The sequence below is a fragment of the Chelatococcus sp. GCM10030263 genome (assembly GCF_042666455.1).
Classification (GTDB): domain Bacteria; phylum Pseudomonadota; class Alphaproteobacteria; order Rhizobiales; family Beijerinckiaceae; genus Chelatococcus.
This window is the reverse complement of the sequence record NZ_JBHTDB010000006.1, coordinates 92215-114690: the sequence shown is the minus strand read 5'-3', so window position 1 is coordinate 114690 and position 22476 is coordinate 92215. Positions and strand designations below refer to the sequence as shown.

20 protein-coding genes are annotated in these 22476 nt (G+C 64.5%); 17 read left to right on the top strand and 3 right to left on the bottom strand.

From position 1 onward, the window contains the following. Positions 1–62: 62 nt before the first annotated feature. From ACFQU1_RS15850 to ACFQU1_RS15840, 3 genes are all read left to right on the top strand, one after another. Positions 63–362 carry a NepR family anti-sigma factor gene (locus ACFQU1_RS15850; protein ID WP_378134290.1) on the top strand — a complete coding sequence of 100 codons (300 nt, stop codon included), beginning with the start codon at positions 63–65 and terminating at the stop codon, positions 360–362. A gap of 254 nt (positions 363–616) precedes the next feature. Beyond that, entirely contained in the window at positions 617–2311 is a 1695-nt protein-coding gene (locus ACFQU1_RS15845) for a histidine kinase dimerization/phosphoacceptor domain -containing protein (RefSeq protein ID WP_378134288.1), read from the top strand. Between the two features lie 165 nt (positions 2312–2476). Further along, entirely contained in the window at positions 2477–2944 is a 468-nt protein-coding gene (locus ACFQU1_RS15840) for a hypothetical protein (protein ID WP_378134286.1), read from the top strand. A 312-nt stretch (positions 2945–3256) separates the two neighbouring features. Here ACFQU1_RS15840 and ACFQU1_RS15835 read toward each other — a convergent pair whose 3' ends face one another. Continuing rightward, entirely contained in the window at positions 3257–3433 is a 177-nt protein-coding gene (locus tag ACFQU1_RS15835; RefSeq protein WP_378134284.1) for a DUF1328 domain-containing protein, read from the bottom strand. An 837-nt stretch (positions 3434–4270) separates the two neighbouring features. Between ACFQU1_RS15835 and ACFQU1_RS15830 the strand changes: the two genes are divergently transcribed. From ACFQU1_RS15830 to ACFQU1_RS15805, 6 genes are all read left to right on the top strand, one after another. Next, positions 4271–4552, top strand: a complete 282-nt coding sequence (locus ACFQU1_RS15830; RefSeq protein WP_378134282.1) for a NepR family anti-sigma factor — start codon at positions 4271–4273, stop codon at positions 4550–4552. Beyond that, positions 4552–5115, top strand: a complete 564-nt coding sequence (locus tag ACFQU1_RS15825; protein WP_378134405.1) for a sigma-70 family RNA polymerase sigma factor — start codon at positions 4552–4554, stop codon at positions 5113–5115. Before ACFQU1_RS15830 ends, ACFQU1_RS15825 begins: the two co-directional genes overlap by 1 nt. Before the next feature lie 94 nt (positions 5116–5209). Then, a complete protein-coding gene (locus ACFQU1_RS15820; RefSeq protein ID WP_378134280.1) occupies positions 5210–5842 on the top strand; it encodes a TetR/AcrR family transcriptional regulator in 633 nt (210 codons plus the stop codon). Then, positions 5839–6918, top strand: coding sequence for an efflux RND transporter periplasmic adaptor subunit (locus ACFQU1_RS15815; protein ID WP_378134278.1), 1080 nt, complete (start codon positions 5839–5841; stop codon positions 6916–6918). The genes ACFQU1_RS15820 and ACFQU1_RS15815 overlap by 4 nt, the downstream gene beginning before the upstream one ends. Before the next feature lie 52 nt (positions 6919–6970). Then, positions 6971–10105: an efflux RND transporter permease subunit gene (locus tag ACFQU1_RS15810; RefSeq protein ID WP_378134276.1), complete on the top strand. Its 3135-nt coding sequence runs from the start codon at positions 6971–6973 to the stop codon at positions 10103–10105. Positions 10106–10199: 94 nt separating this feature from the next. Continuing rightward, a complete protein-coding gene (locus ACFQU1_RS15805) occupies positions 10200–11069 on the top strand; it encodes a tellurite resistance TerB family protein (protein WP_378134274.1) in 870 nt (289 codons plus the stop codon). Positions 11070–11118: 49 nt separating this feature from the next. Here ACFQU1_RS15805 and ACFQU1_RS15800 read toward each other — a convergent pair whose 3' ends face one another. Then, positions 11119–12300 (bottom strand): pyridoxal phosphate-dependent aminotransferase, encoded by a 1182-nt coding sequence (locus ACFQU1_RS15800; RefSeq protein WP_378134272.1) that lies wholly within the window; start codon positions 12298–12300, stop codon positions 11119–11121. A gap of 201 nt (positions 12301–12501) precedes the next feature. On the opposite strand from ACFQU1_RS15800, the gene ACFQU1_RS15795 reads away from it, so the two are divergent. The 5 genes from ACFQU1_RS15795 (at position 12502) to ACFQU1_RS15775 (ending at position 17335) form a co-directional block, all read left to right on the top strand. Beyond that, complete coding sequence (locus ACFQU1_RS15795) at positions 12502–14304, top strand: IlvD/Edd family dehydratase (protein WP_378134270.1); 1803 nt, start codon at positions 12502–12504, stop codon at positions 14302–14304. 117 nt (positions 14305–14421) lie between these two features. Next, on the top strand, positions 14422–14586 hold the full coding sequence (locus ACFQU1_RS15790; RefSeq protein ID WP_378134268.1) for a hypothetical protein: 165 nt from the start codon (positions 14422–14424) through the stop codon (positions 14584–14586). Continuing rightward, entirely contained in the window at positions 14583–15437 is an 855-nt protein-coding gene (locus tag ACFQU1_RS15785) for an isocitrate lyase/phosphoenolpyruvate mutase family protein (protein WP_378134266.1), read from the top strand. Before ACFQU1_RS15790 ends, ACFQU1_RS15785 begins: the two co-directional genes overlap by 4 nt. Continuing rightward, positions 15437–16573, top strand: coding sequence for a GNAT family N-acetyltransferase (locus tag ACFQU1_RS15780; protein ID WP_378134404.1), 1137 nt, complete (start codon positions 15437–15439; stop codon positions 16571–16573). Before ACFQU1_RS15785 ends, ACFQU1_RS15780 begins: the two co-directional genes overlap by 1 nt. 15 nt (positions 16574–16588) lie before the next feature. After that, positions 16589–17335, top strand: coding sequence for an SDR family oxidoreductase (locus ACFQU1_RS15775; RefSeq protein ID WP_378134264.1), 747 nt, complete (start codon positions 16589–16591; stop codon positions 17333–17335). Positions 17336–17588: 253 nt separating this feature from the next. Here the strand turns inward: ACFQU1_RS15775 and ACFQU1_RS15770 are convergent, their stop codons facing one another. Next, positions 17589–18557 (bottom strand): 2-hydroxyacid dehydrogenase, encoded by a 969-nt coding sequence (locus ACFQU1_RS15770; protein ID WP_378134402.1) that lies wholly within the window; start codon positions 18555–18557, stop codon positions 17589–17591. Between the two features lie 210 nt (positions 18558–18767). Here ACFQU1_RS15770 and ACFQU1_RS15765 point away from each other — a divergent pair, with 210 nt between their 5' ends. The 3 genes from ACFQU1_RS15765 (at position 18768) to ACFQU1_RS15755 (ending at position 22450) form a co-directional block, all read left to right on the top strand. Then, complete coding sequence (locus tag ACFQU1_RS15765; protein WP_378134262.1) at positions 18768–19832, top strand: ABC transporter ATP-binding protein; 1065 nt, start codon at positions 18768–18770, stop codon at positions 19830–19832. Between the two features lie 148 nt (positions 19833–19980). Next, a complete protein-coding gene (locus ACFQU1_RS15760) occupies positions 19981–21294 on the top strand; it encodes an ABC transporter substrate-binding protein (RefSeq protein WP_378134260.1) in 1314 nt (437 codons plus the stop codon). A gap of 217 nt (positions 21295–21511) precedes the next feature. Beyond that, positions 21512–22450: a carbohydrate ABC transporter permease gene (locus ACFQU1_RS15755; protein ID WP_378134258.1), complete on the top strand. Its 939-nt coding sequence runs from the start codon at positions 21512–21514 to the stop codon at positions 22448–22450. The last annotated feature ends 26 nt before the right edge of the window (positions 22451–22476 follow it).

Genomic DNA, 22476 nt, shown 5'->3' with positions numbered 1-22476 from the left:
TCCAGCTTGCTGGAACCTTTGAGAACCTGCCGCGTTTCCATTCGCGACGATGGATGTGACCATTGAATAGGCTCGACAAAATCGAAGGTCGCGATGGTGCATGGCGGCAACCGGAGGTGCTGATGACCCAGGAGGAACGTCCGCGTCCTAAGCGGATGGTGCCAACTGACGAAAGGCCGCCGACCGAGCAATCCCAAGCAGGTGCTAACCAGCGACCCTCGCAAGCGGGTATTGATAGCAACTTGGAAGCCGAGATCGGTGCACAATTGCGGTCGATGTATGACGACGTCTTGAACGAAGCCACGCCGGAGCGTTTCCTCAAGCTCCTCGAAGCTTTGGACAAAAAGGCGGGTCCGGGCTGAGCGCATGCGCGACGGCGGCCTTGCGCCATGCTTCCCGTGGGACGTGCCGATATTGCCCGTCGCGGGCGCGCTCTGCGGTGGGCCGGGAACGGTCCGGGGCACTGCGGAATTGAGGTCAAGGGCAAGTCTCGCATGTGGCATCGGTTTTCGGTCAGTGCGGTCTGTCTTTGCATCTATGATCTCGGGCTGGATTCCATCCGCACGCGAAGCCCCCACCTCCGGCATGTGACCACCGGCCCTGCGGGCGCCGTGCGATGAGGTTCACCCATAGCCTTCGCAGCCGGATCGTTCTGACGCTCGGGCTTGTTCTGCTGCCGGCAGTGGTGCTCGCCATCGTGTGGATCTTCACCCACGAGCAGACGCTGAGGGAAGCCAAGATCAACAATGCGGAGCGTGCGGCCTCGGCCATGGCCATTCAGGTCAACGAGCCGTTGCGCGACACGCTGCTTGCCGGAGCTGCCCTCGATGCCGCCGCGGAGAAGGGGCCGATTTCGAGGGATACCTGCGACAGCGGACTCGCCGGTTTCATCGGTGCGCAGCCTAATTACGCGGCCGCGGCCATTTTCGACAACTCCGGGCTTTTCTGCTCGGTCGGCGCAACAAGCGGTGACTTCCGACGCTGGATGCCGCCCGAACGGCTCGCTGTCGTGCGGCGGGCCTTCTCACAGGGCGCGCCTCTCGTTCTAGAAAAGCTGGACGAAGACAGCGACAACCTGGTCGCAGCCATGCAATGGGGCAAGAACAAGGAGGCTATCCTCCTCGTCGTCGTGAACAAGGCCCGGGTCGTCTCCGGTCTCGCGATCAGCTTCATGGACATCACGCATGCAGCCGCAATTTTCGATGCCGAGGGCACGGTCCTGGCCGAATGGCATGCGGGCGATCTCAACGAAGGCTGGCTTCCCGCCGCGATGGTGGATAGGCCCGGCAATGTCACTGCGGTCTCACGTTCGGGGGATACTTACCGCTATTTCAAGACCGACCTGCCCAACACCGGCGTTTCGCTGATCGTCGGCTATCCTGAGCGCGCGTTCTTCGCCGCCGAGCGCAACATCCTCTGGGTCGCGCTGTTGCCGCCCTTGGTGATGGTCGGCGCGGCGGGGATCGGCGGCCTGCTCGCCGTTGACCGCTTAGTGATCCAATGGATCGTCTATCTGCAGCGTGTCACCCGCGTCTACGGCAGCGGGCGTTATTCGGTGCGCGCATTGCGGCTCACGCGGGCGCCGCTAGAGCTCGCCGAGCTGGGCTATGCCTTCAACCATATGGCCGACAACATCGCCCATCACGCGACGGCGCTCAGCACGGCGGTCACGGACAAGGAAAGGCTCCTGCGGGAGCTGCATCACCGGGTCAAAAACAACTTCCAGGTCATCGTCAGCCTGCTCAGCCTTCATAAGCAGACGCTCGCGGGACAGCAGCGCGACGACATCCGCTTCATTGAGGATCACGTGAATGCAATGGCCGTCGCCTACCGCGTCGGCTACGGTTATGGCGAAATGGCGGATGCGCCGATTGCCGAATTGCTGCGCGACACCGTCGACGGGCTGAGGCGAACGGCCGATCTGCCGCCCAACAGCGTCTTGGTCGAGGTGCCGCCCGTTTCAGCGACCATCGATCTCGACCGCGCTATCGGCATTGGCCTTTATCTCGCGGCCATGCTGCCGGCCTATCTCGACTCCGTGCAGGTCGAAAGCAGCGTTTCGGCCATGGAGCGATCGCGCGTCAGGGTGAGCGCACAACTCGTCGCTGATGGTCTCAATCTCGCTGTATCGATCGTCCCGCCGGGCGGCTCGGTGCAACTCTCATTCCTGCGCAATCGGTTGACGAGGGCCTATGTGCGGCAGCTGTCGGCGACGGAACTCGCCTCGGATGATCTGAGCGAACGGGCGATTTTCATTCCTCTCGAAACGTCGAGCGTCGAAACGGCTGCCACTGCCCAAGCGCGTAGCTGATCTGCGACTTCGCCGCGTGGCGATCTGCTAACTACGTCTATTTGTTGATCTTCTTGTAAACTTGCATAGGCTGGTGTCCCTTCTGCAGGTCGCGCCACTGGTTCGTTGTTGTTCTCATTGTGGGATGCAGCAATATGCCGCCTCGATCGGGTATTGGAGGTGGTTATGGCTTATAGAATTGGAACAACAACCGATGCGCAACTTCAGAACTTGGATATAAGCAATGAGAAGCAATTGCCTTTATCGGCTTGCCTGCCGCGCCCTTTAGATGGCGCGAAAATCGCAGGCGACCTGAATACCGTTCGTGAGCTGCTGGAGGGGGTCCGTACGTCCTTGGAGAAAGATGACCACTCGTTCGAGAGTAGGATCGAAAGCGTTCGCGACGTCAAGAATACCGTAGCCAAGGTGGCGGATGCGCATGCCAAGGCGGCAGAAGCCTACAGAAAAGCCGCCACTGTTTTAGAAGAGCTGTCGGGCGCCTATTCTGGAGTGGCCGAGAACTACGGAGAGGATGCCAGAAGTTTCGATTTTTACCTTATGCACAAGGCTGTTTCCTCCGACCTCATCACATGCATGGATGTGGCAGGCCAGCCGGTGCCGCATTTCTTTCCCCCCGATCTGCTTCCCTTATAATCGATCCGGTGCAATGGCCGGGTGGCCAGGCCCTTCGTCCCGCCTGAACGAGCGCTCCGTTTCCACGCGTGGCATTCGAGGAGAGAGGCCGCATCCGAGCGGGCATTCTTCAGGCATGTCGTTTGGTCGGCGCCGACGGCTCATCCGCCTTCCGGCCCGCAGTCCTTTTGGCGCTGTCGGCGCCACGGAAGGGAAAGTCTTCTGATGAAAGCGAGCGCTGCCCGAGTGGGTGCGCTCGCCAATGCGGCGGCTCGGCTCCTTGCGGCGCCGAGCCTAATGATCAAGCGAGAATTGCGCCGGGAGGCTCCGCCGCTACAGCGTCGATCGGCGCCCGCGGACGAGGCCGACGATCGCCGAGATCACGAAGAGAACGATCGCGACATAGAAGATCATCTGCGCAATCGACATGGCGGTGCCTGCGATTCCGCCGAAGCCAAGTACTGCAGCGATCAGGGCTACAATGAGAAATGTTATTGCCCAGCCAATCATGATATACTCCTTGTTGAAGCTCTGATTTCCACGAAGTGGCTAATCAAATCGGGACGTTTAGTCCCCGCGAACTCCCTGCTCAGTATTTAAGATGCCGACGAGTTGTTGTGCAAAGGCAACGCCCAGCTTGGCGGGAAGTTCCTTGTCGCCGATATCGGAGCTTGGCAACGTGGTTCCGCCAGCGGCGGCGGCATCGCGGCCGACAGGCCTGTGCCAGCTCGACGCGCCGGCAGTGATGCGGCTATGGACCGGAATGAAAGTTTGCCGCGTGTCTGTGTGGGCGAGCCGAGGAAGCGGAACAACCGCCGGAATCGGAACCAAGGACGGCCGGCAACGGTTCTTCCGTGACAGCCTTGGAGATCTTGGCAGAGAGAGCGCGGGGTATTGGACGATGCAGGACGATCATTCGACGACACCGACCAGGGCACGGCAGGGAAAGTCCGGTCGGCCGGTGTTTCTCGTCCTTGCCGCCGGCCTCACCCTGGCCTGCATAGCAGGGGCTATCCTCTATTTCGGTGGGGTCTGACATCTGCCGAATACGCCGGCACAGCCAACGGCGATTTTCCGTACGAAACGCGGCGGGAACCGAGCTAAGAATGCGTCCCGACAACTTGCCGCATTCAGTCAAAGATCGTTTCCCACCGGAAAGGCGTGGAATTAGCGCTTCTCTCTAACCATCTGTTGAACGGGGACCCGATACACTCGTCCTCATCGAGCGCTTCAGTCTCTAAACGGAACCATTCGCTGCGCGCCGCGTTGCGATGGGGACGGTGTTGGCTTCACTTGTCGTGCCAGCAGAAAGGGCTATCTCGTCCACCGGACGACCGCCGAAGCGAAATGGACTGGAGTGACGACATGGGGGGACTTAATGGTCCCGGTGACGGACAGGCGGGGGACGTTGTGGACGGACTGCAAACATCGCAGGCGAATTCAGCTTCTTCTCAGCACGCGGCGGGATGGGCTCCAGCGGCGGCGCCTGCTGAGACCGGACTTCACGGCGTTTCGGCGCATGTCGCAGATCGCTTGACGAGTCTTTATCAGGCGACCCTGCAGCAGCCCCTGCCGGATCGGTTTCGGGAACTGCTCGAGAAGCTCGATCGCGGGGAAAGCCAAAGGTGATAGATTCAAGCGCCAGCGTGAAGCAGGATCTGCTCAAGGCAATTCCCAATCTTCGCGCCTTCGCCATTTCCCTTTGCGGGAATCCCGAGCGGGCCGACGACCTCGTTCAGGAGACGCTCATTCGGGCCTGGGCCAATCTGACCTCCTTCACGGAGGGCACCAATATGGTGGCCTGGCTTTATACGATCCTGCGCAATGTCTTCTACTCGGAATACCGCAAGCGCAGCCGCGAAGTGGAGGATGTCGAGGGGCGCATCGCCGCGACCCAGGCCTCGCCGCCGCCCCAGGACGGCCACATGAACATGCGGGACTTCCGGCAGGCGCTGCTGGAACTCCCCGACGATCAGCGGGAAGCGCTCATTCTCGTTGGTGGCGCGGGTCTCTCCTATGAGGAAGCCGCCGAAATTTGCGGCTGCGCCTTGGGCACCATCAAGAGCCGCGTCAACCGTGCCCGCACACGCCTCGCGCGGACGCTTGCGGTGCAGTCCGCCCATGAATTCGGGCCGGAACCCGAATGGCAGGCGATCCTCGACCGGTCGGGTTCGTCCCGCGCCAGTCGGTGATCGACGCTTGCGCACAGGCAGATCCCGCATAGCTTGACATTTGCCAACCGGGCGCGCATCTCCGTGAGAATGAACGTTCATTCTCACGGATCGCGTGTTGACCGATTCCTCGCATCTTGATCAGGCCGAACGGCGCGAGCGCATCCTTGATGCCGCAGAGCGCCGTTTCATTCAGGCCGGCTTTCATCGCGCCACGATGCAGGACGTCGCGCGCGAAGCCGGCATGAGCCCCGGCAATCTCTACCGCTATTTCCCATCGAAAGACGCGATCGTCGAGGGCCTCGTCGAGCGCGACCGCGCCGCCTTGATCGAGGATTTCGAGAGCTTTCCGAGCAGCTGCAGGATCGGGACGGTGCTCGGGGCGCTGGCGCGCAAGCATTTTGAGGAGGAGCCGCGCGAGAAGGCGGTGCTCGCGTTGCAGATCTGGGCCGAGGCGACGGTCAACGAGGCCGTCGCGGCGGCGAATGAATCGATCGATCGTGAAATCGTCGTGCGCCTCGTCGAGCTCATCGCTGCGGCCAAATCGCGGGGAGAGGTGGCGGCAGGGGTCGACGAACACGCCACCGCCGAACTCGTCATGGCCATGAGCTACGGTCTTTTCGTGCGGCGGGCGCTGGCTCCGGATTTCGACCCTCGCCGTGAAACGCAAGCCTTGCTGGCGACAATCGAGGGGATTTTGAGGGGCGATATCGCACTCTCCCCGGCGCCGGTGGAGACCTCAATATGAAAGCGAATTATCTTGTCGCCGTCGTGGTCGTCTGCGGCGCGGCGATCTGGATCGGCTCCGGCGTGTTCGGGCGGGAGGCTGATCATTCGGCGAAGCCCGCCCAGGCCGAAGAGAAGGTCGTGCCGCGCTTTCGGGTGGCCGTGGTCAAGACCCGGCAGGAGATGCACGCCCGGCAAATCGTGCTTTCCGGCCGGACGGAGGCCGACCGGCGCGTGACGGTGACGACCCGTGCCAACGGCACGGTCATCGATCTCAAGGTGCGCCGCGGCTCGGTCGTCAAGACCGGCGACGTCATGGCCGTGCTGTCGGATGAGGCCCGCGAAGCAATGGTGGCCCAGGCCCAGGCGCGGCTGGAGCAACGAAAGGCGGAGCTCAAGGCGCGCCTCACCTTGATCGCGCAAGGCAATCTCGCGCCCCTCCAGAGGCCCTCGCTCGAGGCGGAACTGCGTGCGGCGGAGGCGAGCCTCGCCCAGGCTCAAGCAGAGTTCGAGAAAAACGAGGTGCGCGCGCCGATTGGCGGCATCGTCAATTCCGTACCCATAGAGCGGGGCCAGGCATTGGAGACCGGTGCCTCGGTCGCCGATGTCATCTCGCTTGATCCGATGCTGGCCGTCGTCGAAGTCGCCGAGCGCCAGCTTAGCGGCGTGAAGCTCGGCGACAAAGCGACCGTGCGCGTCATCACCGGCGAAGAGGTCGAGGGTCGGGTGCGCTTCATCTCGGCAGCTGCGAGCGCGCAGACGCGCACCTATCGGATCGATGTGGAGATCCCCAATGCGGACCATGGCATCCCCGATGGCGTGACCTGCGAGGTGATGCTCGCGCTCGCCCCCGTGCCGGCAACCCAGGTGCCGCGCTCGGCGCTGACCTTTTCCTCCGAAGGGCGGCTCGGTGTGAGAAGCGTCGGGCCGGACGGCAAGGTCGCATTCAATGACGTCACGATCGTCCAGGACGGTCCGAGCGACGTCTGGCTGAGCGGCGTTCCGGACGGCGCGCGCGTCGTCGTGCAGGGGCAGGATTTCGTCAAGGAAGGCGAGATCGTCGAGGCCGTGCCCGCCGAAACCCTGATCAAGAGCTGAGCCGGGCCCATGCCGGCGCACGCGACGCTTTCGAGCTGAGGCATCGAGAACCATGGCCAATCCGGTCGACTACGCCATCTCGCATGCGCGTCTGACGCTCTCGATTCTGATCTTCCTGCTGCTGGCGGGCTGGTCGGCCTATGTCACCATCCCGAAGGAGGCCGAGCCCGACGTCCAGGTGCCGATGATCTATGTCAACGTCACCCAGCGCGGCATCAGCCCGGAGGACTCCGAGCGGCTCATCCTCCGGCCGATCGAGACCGAGCTCAAATCGGTCAGCAACGTCAAGGAAATGCGCTCCGCGGCCTATGAGGGCGGCGGGTATGTGCTGGTGGAATTTGAGGCCGGCTTCAATTCGGATGCGGCGCTCGCCGATGTGCGCGCCAAGGTCGACCAGGCCAAACGCGACTTGCCGCGCGATGCCGATGAACCGATGGTGCAGGAGGTTAATCTCAGCCTCTTTCCCGTGCTCGTGGTCGCGCTCGGCGGCGACGTGCCCGAGCGCACGCTTCTGCGGCTCGCGCGGGATGCCGAGACCACCATCGAGCAGGTGCCGGGGGTGCTTTCCGCCGAATTGCGCGGCGCACGCGACGAGGCGGTCGAGATCATCGCCGAGCCGATGCTGATGAAGAGCTACGGCATCTCCCTCGATGACCTCATCGCCTCCTTCTCGGCCGGCAACAGCCTGGTCGCGGCCGGCGCGCTGGAGGGGGCCTCCGGCCGCTTCGCGGTCAAGGTGCCGGCGCTCATCGAAAAGCCGGAGGACGTGCTGAAATTTCCCATCGCCGCGACAGGTTCGGCCGTCGTGACCCTCGGCGATGTGGCGGAGGTCCGCCCGACCTTCAAAGACGCGGTCTCGATCACGCGCGTCAATGGCAAGTCGGCCATCGCCGTCGAGGTGGTGAAACGCACCGGCGCCAATCTCATCGAGACCGTGGACTCAGTGAAGAAGGTCGTCGAGGAACTGCGCAAGACATGGCCCGGCACCGTCCAGGTCACCTTCACGCAGGACAAGTCCAAGGACATCCGCTCGATGCTGCACGAGCTGCAGAACAGCGTCATCACCGCTGTGCTGCTCGTCATCGTCATCATGCTCGTGGTGCTCGGCGGCCGGGCATCGCTCTTCATCGGCATCGCGATCCCCGCCTCCTTTCTGGCGGGCATTCTCGGGCTCCAGCTCGCCGGTCTCACGGTCAATATCGTCGTTCTCTTCTCGCTCATCCTTGCGGTCGGCATGCTCGTCGACGATGCCATCATCGTCTCGGAATTCGCCGAGCGACGCATGGCCGAGGGCATGCCGGCGCGGGAGGCCTATTCGCTCGCCTCCAAACGCATGGCGGGGCCGGTGGTCGCCGCCACGGCAACGCGCGTCGCGGCCTTTTCTCCACTGATGTTCTGGCCGGGCATCGTCGGCGAATTCATGAAATATCTGCCGCTGACGCTGATCGCGACCCTGTCGGCGTCGCTCGTCGTCGCGCTGTTCTTCACGCCGACGCTCGGCGCTATGCTCGGCCGCGCCACGCATGTCCATGACGAGCGCGTGGCCGAGCGCGGCCTCTATATGCGGCTCGTCCGCCGGGCGCTCGGCCGGCCGCTCGCGACGCTCGGCCTCGCCGTGCTGCTGCTCGTCGGTGTCGTGGTCACCTACGGACGCTTTGGCCATGGTGTGGAGTTCTTTCCCTCCGTGGAGCCCGACTTCGGCCTCGTGCAGGTGCGGGCGCGCGGCAATCTCTCCATCACCGAGAAGGACAAGATGGTCCGCCAGGTCGAGGAGCGGCTCCTCGGCATGCCGGAGCTCGGCACGATCTATGCGCGAGCGGGCGAAGGTCAGCGCGGCTCCGACGAGGTGACCGAGGACACGGTCGGCACCGTCCAGTTCGAATTCGTGGACTGGCGCCAACGCCGGCCCGCCCATGCGATCATGGAGGAGATCCGGCAGCGCACGAAGGACCTGCCCGGCGTCGTCATCGAGGTGACGCAGCCGCGCGCCGGCCCTCCGACCGGCAAGCCGATCACCCTGCAGATCTCATCGCTCGACCCGGACAAGCTCTTTCCGGCGGCGCGCAAGGCGGCCGCGCTCCTGCGCGCGCGCTCCGACACGCGCGACGTGGACGACGGCCTGCCGCTGCCGGGCGTCGACTGGCGCATGGAGGTTGACAAGGCCGAAGCCGCCAAATATGGCGCGAGCCCGATGACCGTCGGCACGGTGGTCCAGCTCGTCACCAACGGCGTCAAGGTCGCGGAATATCGCCCGAACGACACCGACAAGTCGGTCGACATCCTCGTGCGCTTTCCCGAAGAGCGCCGCAGCCTCGACCAGCTCGACGACCTGCGCGTCAATACGGCCTCCGGCGCCGTGCCGATCGGCAATTTCGTGGTGCGCCTGCCCGAGCAGAAGGTCGGCCTCATCAATCGCGTGGCGGCACGCCGCGTCGTCACGGTCACGGCCAATGTCGCCGAGGGCGTGCAGACGGCTGCCGTGCAGCAAGCCGTGGTGGCAGATATCGCCAAGGCCGATCTCGGGGAGGGGGTGACCTATACGCTCAAAGGCGAGGATGAGGAGCGCGAGAAGGCCGGCGCCTTCCTGGTGAAGGCCTTTGCGGCCGCGATGTTCCTGATCTTCGCCATCCTGCTCGCCCAGTTCAACAAGTTCTCCAGCGTCTTCCTGGTGCTGTCCGCCGTCGTGCTGTCGACGATCGGCGTTCTCATCGGCCTCCTCGTCATGGGCCAGGCTTTCGGCGTGGTCATGACCGGCATCGGCATCATCGCCAATGCCGGGGTGATCGTGAACAACAATATCGTGCTCATCGACACCTACGACCGTCTGCGACGCGAGGGCGTGGCGGCCTATGACGCCATCATCGAAACCTGCCGCGAGCGCGCCCGGCCGGTCGTGCTGACGGCCGTCACCGCGGTGCTCGGCGTGCTTGCCATCGCCTTCGGGGTCAATCTCGACTTCGTCAACCGCGACGTCTCCATCGGCGCGCCCTCGACCCAGTGGTGGATGCATCTATCGACGGCCATCGTCTTCGGCCTCGGCTTCGCGACGATCCTGACGCTCATCGTGACACCCGCCGCGCTTATGGCCTTCGCCAATCTCGCGGCCCGCCGGGACGCGCGACGGGCACGCCGGGCGGCGCGCCGGGGAGGCGGCGAAAGCTATTCGGGCAGCACACCGGCCGAATAGATGCGGCGCATCTCGCGATCAGGACGCGCCGCCGCTCTGGCGCTTTGTTCCGGCCCGCCTTACCTTCTCCGTCAACCCTGAATCGGAGAGGACCATGTTCGACGCCAAGAAGCTTCTCGACGTGCTCGTCGCCTCAGCCTCCGCGCCGCGCCAGCAGGGCGGGTCCGCCCAGCCTGGCTCCGCTCCCTCCGCTTCCGGCGTCGATATCGGCCCCGATGCGAATGCGGGGCTCGGCGGCCTTCTCGGCACCGTGCTCAGCCAGCTCGGCGGCAAGGGCCAGGCTTCCCAGCCCGGCGCCCCGGGCCGTGCCGGGACGCCCAATGTCGGCGATCTCGTCACGCGGGCCCGGGATTTTCTGCAGACGCCGGCCGGGCAACAGACCGCAACCGCCGTCATGGGCGGGCTCGCCGGCCTTCTGCTCGGCTCCAAGTCCGGCCGGTCCATCACGACGTCTGCGGCCAAGATCGGCGGCCTCGGCCTTATCGCCGGCCTCGCCTACAAGGCCTATCAGGCTTGGCAAAGCGGTGATGCCCCGCCGGCCTCCGCCCAAGCGCTGCTTCCTGCCCAGCCGGCGCCTACAGGGTCTGCCTTCGATGCCGGCGCGGCCTCGCAGGATACGGCGCTCGTCCTGGTGCGTGCCATGATCGCGGCGGCGAACTGCGACGGCCATATCGATCCGGCCGAACGCGGGCGCATCGTCGGCAGCCTGCAGCAGACCGGCTTCGACCTGGAGGCGACCCGCTTTCTCGATTCGGAATTCGCCAATCCCGCGTCGGTCAACCGGCTTGCGGCGGCGGCGACGACGCCTGAGCTCGCGGCCCAGATCTATACGGCGGCGCGGCTCGCCATCGAGCCCGATACTCCCGAGGAAACGGCCTTTCTGAAGGATCTGAGCGAAGCCTTGGGGCTCGACCCGGCGCTCGTCGCCCATCTCGATACGGCGGCGGCAAGCACGAAGGTGTAGGTCAAGCCCGCCGGTATTCCCTCCCCCCTCGAGGGGGGAGGTGGGCGCCTCAACTCGGCCGTCGCTCCAGCAGGAAGTTGCGCATGCGCCCGAGCGCTGCGCGGATATTCTCGGCCGAATTGGCATAGGACAGGCGGATGTAGCCTTCGCCGAGAATGCCGAAGTCCGGTCCGCCGATCACCGCCACACCCGCCTCCTCCAGAAGCGCGGTGGCGAGCGGCTTTGCCTTCCAGCCGGTGCGGCTGATATTCGGGAAGGCGTAGAAGGCGCCCTTCGGCGTTGCCGCGCTGACATTGGGCAGGGCGTTGAGGCCCTCGACGACGATCTGCCGCCGGCGGTCGAACTCTTCCACCATCGCGGTCACGCAGTCCTGCGGCCCGGTGAGGGCGGCGAGCCCCGCCCATTGCGCCGCGGCATTGACGCAGGAATAGGAATTGACGGCGAGCTTGCGGGCGGCTTCCAGGAAGGGCTTCGGCCAGACGGAAAAGCCCATGCGCCAACCGGTCATCGCGTAGGTCTTCGACCAGCCGTCGAGCAGGATGAGCCGGTCGCGGATCTCCGGATATTGCAGGAGCGAGACATGCGCCTCGCCGTCGTAGACCATCTGCCCGTAGATCTCGTCCGAAAGGACCGCGACATTCGGATGGGCGGCAAGGCCGGCGACCAGCTTGTCGATCTCGGCCTTGGGCGTCACGCCGCCCGTCGGATTGGCGGGCGAGTTGAGGATGAGGAGGCGCGTGCGCGGCGTGATGAGCCCGAGCGTTTCCTCGGCTGAGAAGGCAAAGCCGTTCTCCTCGCGGATCGGCACGGGAACCGGCGTCGCGCCGGTGAACTCGATCATCGAGCGATAGATGGGAAAGCCCGGATCCGGATAGAGGATCTCGGCGCCCGGCTCGCCGAACATCATGATCGCCATGAACATCGTCACCTTGCCGCCGGGCACGATGATGACGTCGTCCGGCGAGACGGTCACGCCGAGGCGGCGGTCGATGTCGGTGGCCACGCTCTCGCGCAGCGGCAGGATTCCGGTGGCCGGCGTATAGCCGTGGTGGCCGTCGCGCAGCGCTTTGACGGCCGCTTCGACGATATGCGGGGGCGTCGCGAAATCCGGCTGGCCGATGCCGAGATTGATGATGTCGCGGCCCTGTGCCGCAAGCGCCGTGGCGCGGGCAAGGACCGCAAAGGCATTTTCCTCGCCGATGCGGCTAAAGGCCGGAACAATGGATGGCATGAGTTTCCTCCTGACGAAGAGGCCTAGCGCGGCGCGCGGCCGTGTTCAACTCCAACGAGCGGCCGGTCCGCGCGATGGTTTGCAACCGAGCCTTGACGCCAGCGCAATCGTCCGACGATTGATTTCGGGCGCCATTTCTGATGATGATTTAGAGGAAATCCAAAGGAGCGGTCGGGATACCGGCGCGCGGGAGGTATGGCCATGGGCAATTCCGGTGAGGCGCAGCGCAAGCTCAGGTCGCGGGAGTGGTTCGACAATCCGGACAACCCGGGCATGACAGCGCTTTATCTCGAGCGTTATCTCAACTATGGGCTGACGCGCGAGGAGCTGCAGTCGGGCAAGCCGATCATCGGCATCGCCCAGACCGGGTCGGATCTCTCGCCCTGCAATCGCCATCACATCGAGCTCGCCAAGCGCGTGCGCGAGGGCATTCTCGCCGCCGGCGGCGTCGTCATGGAATTCCCCGTTCATCCGATCCAGGAAACGGGCAAGCGCCCGACCGCCTCGCTCGATCGCAATCTCGCCTATCTCGGCCTGGTCGAGGTGCTCTACGGCTACCCGCTCGACGGCGTCGTGCTGACGACGGGCTGCGACAAGACGACGCCCGCCTGCATCATGGCGGCGGCGACGGTCAATATTCCGTCCATCGTGCTCTCAGGCGGACCGATGCTCAACGGCTGGTTCCATGGCGAGCGCACGGGCTCCGGCACCGTCGTGTGGAAGGCGCGCGAGCTCCTCGCCGAGGGCAAGATCGACTACGAGCGCTTCATCGACCTTGTCGCCTCATCGGCACCGTCGGTCGGCCATTGCAACACGATGGGCACGGCCTCGACCATGAACGCGCTCGCCGAGGCACTCGGCATGAGCCTTCCCGGTTGCGCCGCTATCCCCGCGCCCTATCGCGAGCGCGGCCAGATCGCCTACGAGACGGGCAAGCGCATCGTCGAGATGGTGTGGGAAGACCTGAAGCCCTCCGACATCATGACGCGTGAGGCTTTCGAGAACGCGATCGTCGTTAATTCGGCGATCGGCGGCTCGACCAATGCGCCGATCCACATCAATGCCATCGCCCGCCATATCGGCGTCGAGCTCGAGGTCAAGGATTGGGAGACGATCGGCCATGAGGTGCCGCTCCTCGTCAATCTGCAGCCGGCCGGCAAATATCTCGGCGAGGAGTTCCATCGTGCCGGCGGCGTACCGGCGGTGGTCAACGAACTCATGAAGCACGGGCTCATCCGTGAGCAGGCGCTCACCGTCAACGCCCGCAGCATGGGCGAGAATTGCCGCGGCCGAGAGGCGGAGGACCGCGATGTCATCCGCACCTTCGAGAATGCCTTGATGCAGGATGCCGGCTTCATCGTGCTGTCCGGCAATCTCTTCGATTCCGCCATCATGAAGACGAGCGTGATCTCCGAGGAGTTCCGCGACCGCTATCTCACGAATCCAAAGGATCCCAACGCCTTCGAGGGCAAGGCCTTCGTTTTCGACGGGCCGGAGGAGTATCACCGCCGCATCGACGACGAATCGCTCGGCATCGATGAGCACTCCGTTCTGTTCATGCGTGGCGCCGGGCCCATCGGCTATCCCGGCGCGGCCGAGGTCGTGAACATGCAGGCCCCCGCCTATCTCCTGAAGCGCGGCGTGACATCGCTCGCCTGCATCGGCGACGGGCGCCAGTCGGGCACGTCCGGCTCGCCTTCGATCCTCAACGCCTCGCCGGAGGCGGCCGCGGGCGGCGGGCTCGCCCTCCTGAAAACCGGCGACCGCGTGCGCATCGACCTCGGCAAGCGCACCGCCGATATCCTGATCTCCGACGAGGAGCTCGCTCGCCGCCGTGCCGAGCTTCAGCAGGCCGGAGGCTACAAATATCCGCCGAGCCAGACGCCCTGGCAGGAAATCCAGCGCGGCATGGTGGACCAGCTCTCCGACGGTATGGTGCTGAAGCCGGCTGTGAAATACCAGCGGGTTGCGGAAACCTACGGCGTTCCGCGCGACAACCACTGAACGCCCACTGACGGCTCGACGCGCTCGCCGCTCCCAAGCCAGGGGGCGGCGAGTTGCGCGTTCAATGCAAGGCGCCCCTGCTTTGGCGGTGTTGCAGCGCGCCTGGAGCTGTGCTTGATGCGATGGGTCCGGACGTCGGGGTGGGTCCTTGCGCGCTATAATGACTATGGCGCCGTCCGTGCGGACAATGTGAACGCCAATGTCGTGTTGGAGGAAACACGCTGGCGGCTTTGGGGCGGCGGCCCGGCAGGGGTGAGCTACCGACATTGGGAGGAGCCGTGACGACGACCGTTCAGCAGCGGCGGCGGGCTTTGCGCAAGCTCCACGAAGCATCGTCCATCTTTGTCATGCCCCATCCGTGGGACATCGGCACGGCGCGCTATCTCCAGCATCTCGGCTTCAAGGCGCTCGCGACGACGAGCGCTGGCATCGCCTTTTCGCAGGGCTTCCCTGACATGGAATGGGCCGTGCCGCGCGACATGATGCTCGACCACATCCGCGAAATCGTCGCGGCGACGCATCTGCCCGTCAGTGCCGATTTCGAGTCGGGCTATGCCCATGAACCGGAGGGCGTCGCCTCCAACGTGCGCATCTGTCTCGCGGCGGGTGTTGCCGGCCTGTCGCTGGAGGACAAGACCAACGACAAGAACCGGCCGCTCTTTCCGGTCGAACTCGCGGCCGAGCGCATCGCGGCGGCGCGTGCGGTCATCGATGATGTCGCGGCAGGCGCCGTGCTGACCGCGACCACGGACAGCCTGCAGGGCGGGGGCGAAAGCTTCGAGCAGGCCGTGGACCGGCTCATCGCCTATAGCGAGGCCGGCGCAGACTGCCTTTACGCGCCCGGCGCCTTGACCCGCGAGCAGATCGCCACCCTCGTCAAAGCCGTCGCGCCGAAGTCGGTGCAGGTTCTCGCGCATGATCCGATGCTCGTCAGCTTGAAGGAGCTCGAGGATCTCGGCGTGCGCTGCGTCAGCGGCGGCTCTGGGCTCTGCCGCGTCGCCTGGGGCAGCTTCATGCAGGCGGCCCGCGATCTCGCCCAAGGCAATCTCTCGGCCTATGAGACGGCGGTTCCCTTCCAGGAGATCAACGGCTTTTTCCGCCAGGACCTCGCCAAAGGCCGGAGATCGCAGTGATGCAGGCTGCGGCCGGGCCTCGGCCTGCACGCGGTGCGCCGGCGCGTGCGCCGCTTGACGGGCGTTCTTGTCGGCTCGAGCCGCTCGATGCCGCCCGGCACGGCGACAGCCTCTGGGCAGCCGTCGCCGGCCATGACCATCTCTGGGATTATATGCCCTACGGCCCCTTTCCGAATCCGGCCGATTTTCGCACCTTCCTCACGCAACGCGCGAGCCTCGACGATCCGCTGACCTATGCGGTTGTCGACCGCACGAGCGAGCGGGCGCTCGGTTGGCTCGCGCTCATGGAGATAAGGCCGCAGCACGGCGTGATCGAAGTGGGCCATGTGCTCTTCTCGCCTGGCCTGCAGCGGACGCCGATCGCCACAGAAGCCGTCGCGCTGCTCGCGGCTTACGCTTTCGACGACCTCGGCTATCGCCGGTTCGAGTGGAAATGCAACACGCTGAATGCGCCCTCCCAGCGTGCGGCGCTGCGCTTCGGCTTCGTTTTCGAGGGTGTGTTCCACCAGCATATGATCGTCAAGGGCCGCAATCGCGACACGGCCTGGTTCTCGATGCTCGATGGCGAATGGCCGGCACGCCGGGCAGCCTTCGCGCAATGGCTCGATCCCGACAACTTCGATGCCGAGGGCCGGCAGAAGACCTCACTCGCTTCGCTCAACCGGGACGCCTTGTCGGCGCGCGTGAGGCTGCGCCGGGCCGGGGAGGCCGACCGGGAGGCGCTCGTTGCCCTGCAGCATGCCGCCTTCGTCGGCAATCGCGACGTCCTCGGCGTCGAGCCTCTGCCGCTGCGCGAGGACTATGATGCGGTGTTGGCGCGGGATGAAGTCTGGCTCGCGGAGGACCGCGACATACCGGTCGGGGCGCTCATCCTCACGCTGCGGCCGGATGATCTCTATATCGCGAGCGTCGGCACGCTGCCCACTTTCCGGGGGCGCGGGCTCGGCAAGCGGCTCCTCGGCTTTGCGGAGAACCGGGCCGAGGCATCGGGCCGCTCCGTGCTGCGTCTCTGCACGGGCAAGAAACTCACGAAGAATATAGCCTGGTATGCCCGCAACGGTTATGTGATCGAGCGGGAAGAGCAATTGGCCGACCGCATCATCGTGCACATGATGAAGGGTCTGGCGACAGCCTAGGACGAGGAGCAAACGATGGCAGGGCGCCTTTCGAACAAGTTGTGCGTGGTGACCGCGGCAGGGCAGGGCATTGGCCGGGCCTGTGCGGAACTCTTTCTGCGAGAGGGCGCCACGGTCGTCGCGACCGATCTCGACACGGCCAAGCTCGCCGGTCTCGATGGCGCGACCTGCAAGAAGCTCGACGTGCGCTCGACCGAAGCGGTGGAAGCACTTGCCAAGGAGGTCGGGCCGATCGACGTGCTGCTCAATGGCGCGGGCTTCGTCCACCACGGCAGCGTGCTCGACTGTTCGGAAGCGGATTGGGATTTCTCCTTCGACCTGAACGTCAAGTCGATGCACCGCACCATCAAGGCCTTCTTGCCGGGCATGCTGGACAAGGGCAAGGGCTCGATCGTCAATATCGCGTCGGGAGCCGGTTCGGTGCGTGGCATTCCCAACCGCTATGCCTATGGCGCGACTAAGGCCGCAGTCATCGGCCTCACCAAGGCTGTCGCCGCGGATTTCATCAAGCGCGGCATCCGCGCCAATGCGATCTGCCCGGGCACGATCGTTTCGCCGTCGCTGGATGAGCGTATCTCGACGCTCGCCGCGCAGACGAACCAGCCGGTGGAGACCGTTCGCCAGGCCTTCATCGATCGCCAGCCGATGGGGCGTTTGGGAACTGCCGAGGAAATCGGCTGGCTCGCCGTCTATCTCGCCTCCGACGAGGCGAGCTATACCACCGGCCAGATCCATCTCGCCGACGGCGGCTTCGCGCTCTGAAGACAAACGGTGGGTTTGACCCTCCCCGGCATCTCGGGCTTGCCCGAGATGCCATAAAATGCGCAAGTCGGGAGCACCCGACTTGCTATGGGAGGGTCGGCGAGCCAAAGCGAGCCGGGGTGGGGTGGTGAGCGCATCGCGTGCCGATCGGTCGCCCCGACTGTAAGCGTCTTCGCGGTGCTGGAACCACCCCCACCCCTTACCCCTCCCCACAAGGGGGAGAGGCAAACCCGACCGACTGCCTACTATTGATCTACCGCTTCGGCCAGGGCGTTTCAGCGACTGCTGTCACCGGCCCTTTGCCAGCGAACCACGACCTGATGTTGTCGATGACGAGCTGGCCCATGGCATTGCGCGTATGCTCGGTGGCCGAGCCGACATGCGGCAGCAGCACGACATGGTCGAGCGCGATGAGTTCCGCCGGGACCTGTGGCTCATGCGCGAAGACGTCGAGCCCGGCCGACCAAATGGTGCCATTGACGAGCGCGGCGATCAGCGCCTCCTCGTCGACGACCGTGCCGCGCGCCACATTGATAAGGATGCCGTCGGGGCCGAGCGCCTTCAGCACCTCGGCATTGACGAGCTTATCGGTCTCCTTGCCGCCGGGAATGACGACGATCAGAATGTCGACCGCCTCTGCCATTGCGACCAGATTGTCATAGTAGCGGTAAGACACATCCGCTTGAGCGCGGCGGCCGTGGTAGGCGACCTCGAGGCCGAAGGCCTCGCAGCGCTTCGCCACCGCCTTGCCGATGCGGCCGAGGCCGAGGATGCCGGCCTTGCGTCCGCGCAGCGTCGGCGAGAAGGGGAAGGGCTTCTCGAGCCACCGCCCGGTCCGGAGGTAGCGGTCTGCCTGCGGCAGTTGCCGCACGGTGGCGAGAAGAAGGCCCAAGGTGAGGTCCGCAACCTCCTCCGTGAGCACATCTGGCGTGTTCGTGACGATGACGCCCTTTTTGGCCGCATGCACCGCGTCGACCTTGTCATAGCCGACGCCGAAGCTCGCGATGATTTCGAGCGATGGCAGGCGGTCGATGAGAGCCGCATCCACGGCAGTGCCGGTGACGATGCCGCGAACGCCGCCGGCGCGCTCGTCGAGATAAGCGTTCTTGTCGGCCGCCTCCCACAACCTGTGGAGGGTGAACTGCTTGGCGAGCTGCTCCGCCACGATCGGCTGCATGGGGGCGGGCATCAGGAGCTCCACCTTGCCCGCCGGCCCGCCCATTGATTCCTGGCTCACTGATCTCTCCTCGTCGTGGCTGGTGCGGCCTTCCGCGGCCCCTCACACCGAATTGTCCGATTATTGAAATTCGCCGTTGTGATAGCTAGCCTAGCCGTTGCATGATCCCATAGAATGGCCATGCAAGGATCGTGCGGCTCCAGACGCACTCAATAGCAGGGCCGTAAAACGGCACAAGGGAGGCGGCATTCAACCATGGCATCCGTAGAAATCAGGGACGTCCGTAAAGCCTTTGGCGCGACGCCGGTCATTCATGGTGTCTCCATCGACATCACCGACGGCGAATTCGTCATTCTGGTGGGACCGTCCGGCTGCGGCAAGTCGACCCTCCTGCGCATGGTGGCCGGCCTCGAGAGCGTCACCGGCGGTGAGATCCGCATCGGTGAGCGGGTCGTCAATGATGTCCCCCCGAAGGAGCGGGACATCGCCATGGTGTTCCAGAACTATGCGCTCTATCCGCATATGACCGTCGCGAACAACATGGGCTTCTCGCTGAAGCTCAAGAATGCGCCGAAGGCCGAGATCAAGCAGCGGGTCAACCGCGCGGCTGAGATCCTGGGGCTGACCCAGCTTCTCGACCGATATCCCCGGCAGCTCTCGGGCGGTCAGCGCCAGCGCGTCGCCATGGGGCGCGCCATCGTACGCGATCCGCAGGTGTTCCTCTTCGACGAACCGCTGTCGAATCTCGACGCCAAGCTGCGCGTGCAGATGCGCACCGAGATCAAGGAACTGCACCAGCGGCTGAAGACGACGACCGTCTATGTGACGCACGACCAGATTGAGGCCATGACCATGGCCGACAAGATCGTGGTGATGCACGACGGTGTCGTCGAGCAGATGGGCGCGCCGCTCGATCTCTATGATCGGCCGGCTAATCTCTTCGTTGCCGGCTTCATTGGTTCACCGGCGATGAATCTCCTCAAGGGCAAGATCGTCGCCGATGGCCAGCCTCGCTTCGTCACCGATGGCGGCCTCTCGCTACCGGTCAAGGACGTGCCGCAAGGCTCCGACAACCGGCCGGTGGTCTACGGCATCCGTCCCGAGCATTTCGTAATCGATGCGGAACGGGGCATTCCCGCCGAGGTGGTGGTCGTGGAACCGACGGGCTCGGAAACGCAGGTCTTCGCCAAGCTCGGCGGCCAGGATATCGTCGGCGTGTTCCGCGAACGCGTGACGGTCGGTCCAGGCGACACCGTGCCGCTCGCGCCCGACCCGGCTCTCGTTCACCTCTTCGATCAGGAAACGGGCAGCCGCATCTGAAGCGTCGTCGCGGTGCCCCTTTCAGGGTACCGACGTCTTCGATTAGATCGATTGAACTGAGACAACGGACGTGCCGGCGGTCATTATTGCAAATGGGGAAGGCAGAGGGCGCCGGCTCGAAAAAAGGCTGCTTTCCGGAGGAACGCAAATGACGATTTCAAGGCGCGATCTGATGATCGCGGGTGGCAGCTTGGCTGCCGGTGCTGCGGGCCTGCCACTGCTCGGCAAGGGGGCTTTCGCCCAGTCGGCCCCGACCTATACGCCGGAGAAGGGCGCCTCATTGCGCGTGCTGCGCTGGTCGCCCTTCGTGAAGGGCGAAGAGGATGCCTGGCTCGCGAATACGAAGAAATTCACCGAAGCGACCGGCGTCGAGGTGAGGATCGACAAGGAGAGCTGGGAGGACATCCGGCCGAAGGCGGCGGTTGCCGCCAATGTCGGCTCCGGCCCCGATATCGTCTGGGTTTGGTTCGACGACGCCCAGCAATATCCGGACAAGCTTCTCGACGTCACCGAATTCGCCAATTCGCTCGGCGCCAAATACGGCGGCTGGTATCCGGGTCTCGAGGGCTATGCCAAGCGCGACGACAAATTCATCGCCGTGCCGCTGGCGGCCATCGGCAATGCCGTCTGCTATCGCGACAGCTGGGTCAAGGAGGCGGGGTTCTCGACCTTCCCCGACAAGACCGACGCCTTTCTCGAATTGTGCAAGGCTTTGAAAGCCAAGGGCCATCCCGTCGGCTTCACGCTCGGCCATGGTGTCGGCGACGGCAACAACTTCTGCCACTGGGTGATGTGGAGCCACGGCGGCAAGATGGTGGACGAGAGCGGCAAGGTGGTCATCAACAGCCCCGAGACCGTCGCAGCCCTGCGCTATGTCAGCGAACTCTATAAAAACTTCATTCCGGGGACGGAGAGCTGGCTCGACGTCAACAACAACCGCGCCTTCCTCGCAGGCGAGGTCTCGGTGACGGCAAATGGCGTGTCGCTCTACTACTCTGCCAAGAACGACCCGAAGCTCGCGGACGTGGCCAAGGACATCAGGACGACCAATTTCCCGGTCGGGCCAGTCGGCCAGAAGGTGGAACTGCACCAGACGACGTCCGCGGTGATCTTTAAATACACGAAGTTCCCGCAGGCAGCGCTCGCTTATCTGCAGTTCATGTATGACAAGCCGCAGTTCGACGCCTGGCTGCAGGGCGCCAGCGCTTATTGCTGCCAGCCGCTGAAGGCCTTCGCCGACAACCCGGTGTGGAAGGCCGATCCCGTGCATGCGCCTTACGCGCTGGCGTCCGAGACGCTGAGGCCAAACGGCTATGCCGGCCCGCTCGGCTATGCCTCGGCTGCGGTGATGGCCGATTACATCGTGGTGGACATGGTCGCGGAGGCGGCGACGGGTCAGCGCACGCCGGAAGAAGCGGCCAAGCGCGCCGAGCAGCGCGCCAACCGTTATTACAAGGTCTAATACCAGTCTGATGGCGCGGGATGCTTGGGAGATATATTCTCCGGTGCATCCCGCGCCGGCTAACCTGTAGAGCAGCCGGCCGATCGAACGGGCGGTGGAGCCGTCGTCCCTGCGTGCAGACATCCACGGCGCAGGGTGGGCGCTTATGGCTGATCCGATCCTGCTTTGACAGTCGCGATGAGAGATCTCATCGCTGCCCTGATCCCGAGGAGTGAGTATGACCATTGCGGTGACCAGAGCCGAGCCGCGTGCAAGGCCGCGCTTCGACCTGTCCCAGGGACGCAACCTGCTCGGCTTCCTGTTCCTCCTGCCGGCGGCGGTCTTCCTCCTCGTCTTTCTGACCTATCCGCTCGGGCTCGGCGTCTGGCTCGCTTTTACCGACACGCGAATCGGTCGCGCGGGGGTCTTCATCGGTCTCGAGAACTACGAGTCGCTCTGGACCGACACGGTGTTCTGGCTGTCCGTCTTCAACACCATCCTCTATACGGTGGCGGCTTCGATCCTGAAGTTCGCGCTCGGCCTTTGGCTGGCGCTCATCCTCAACCAGCATCTGCCGTTCAAGGCGTTCTTCCGGGCCATCGTGCTCCTGCCCTGGGTGGTGCCGACGGTGCTGTCGGCGATCGCCTTCTGGTGGATCTATGACGCGCAGTTCTCGATTCTGTCCTGGGCGCTCATCAAGCTGGGGCTGATCGACGCAAACATTAATTTCCTCGGCGATGCCACCAATGCGCGCGCCTCGGTGATCGCCGCGAATGTCTGGCGCGGCATTCCCTTCGTCGCGATCTCGCTTCTCGCCGGCCTGCAAACGATCCCGCAGTCGCTGCACGAGGCGGCGACCCTGGACGGCGCGACGCCCTGGCAGCGCTTCCGGCACATCACTCTGCCGATGCTGACGCCGATCATCGCGGTCGTCATGACCTTTTCCGTGCTCTTCACCTTCACGGACTTCCAGCTCATCTACGTGCTCACGCGCGGCGGGCCGCTCAACGCCACTCATCTCATGGCGACGCTCTCGTTCCAGCGCGCCATTCCGGGCGGCAATCTGGGGGAGGGCGCGGCCATCGCGGTCGCCATGATCCCCTTCCTGCTTGCCGCCATTCTGTTCAGCTATTTCGGGCTGCAGCGCCGTCGCTGGCAGCAGGGCGGCGCCGACTAAACGCGCCGCAGGAAAGGTGAAGTAAC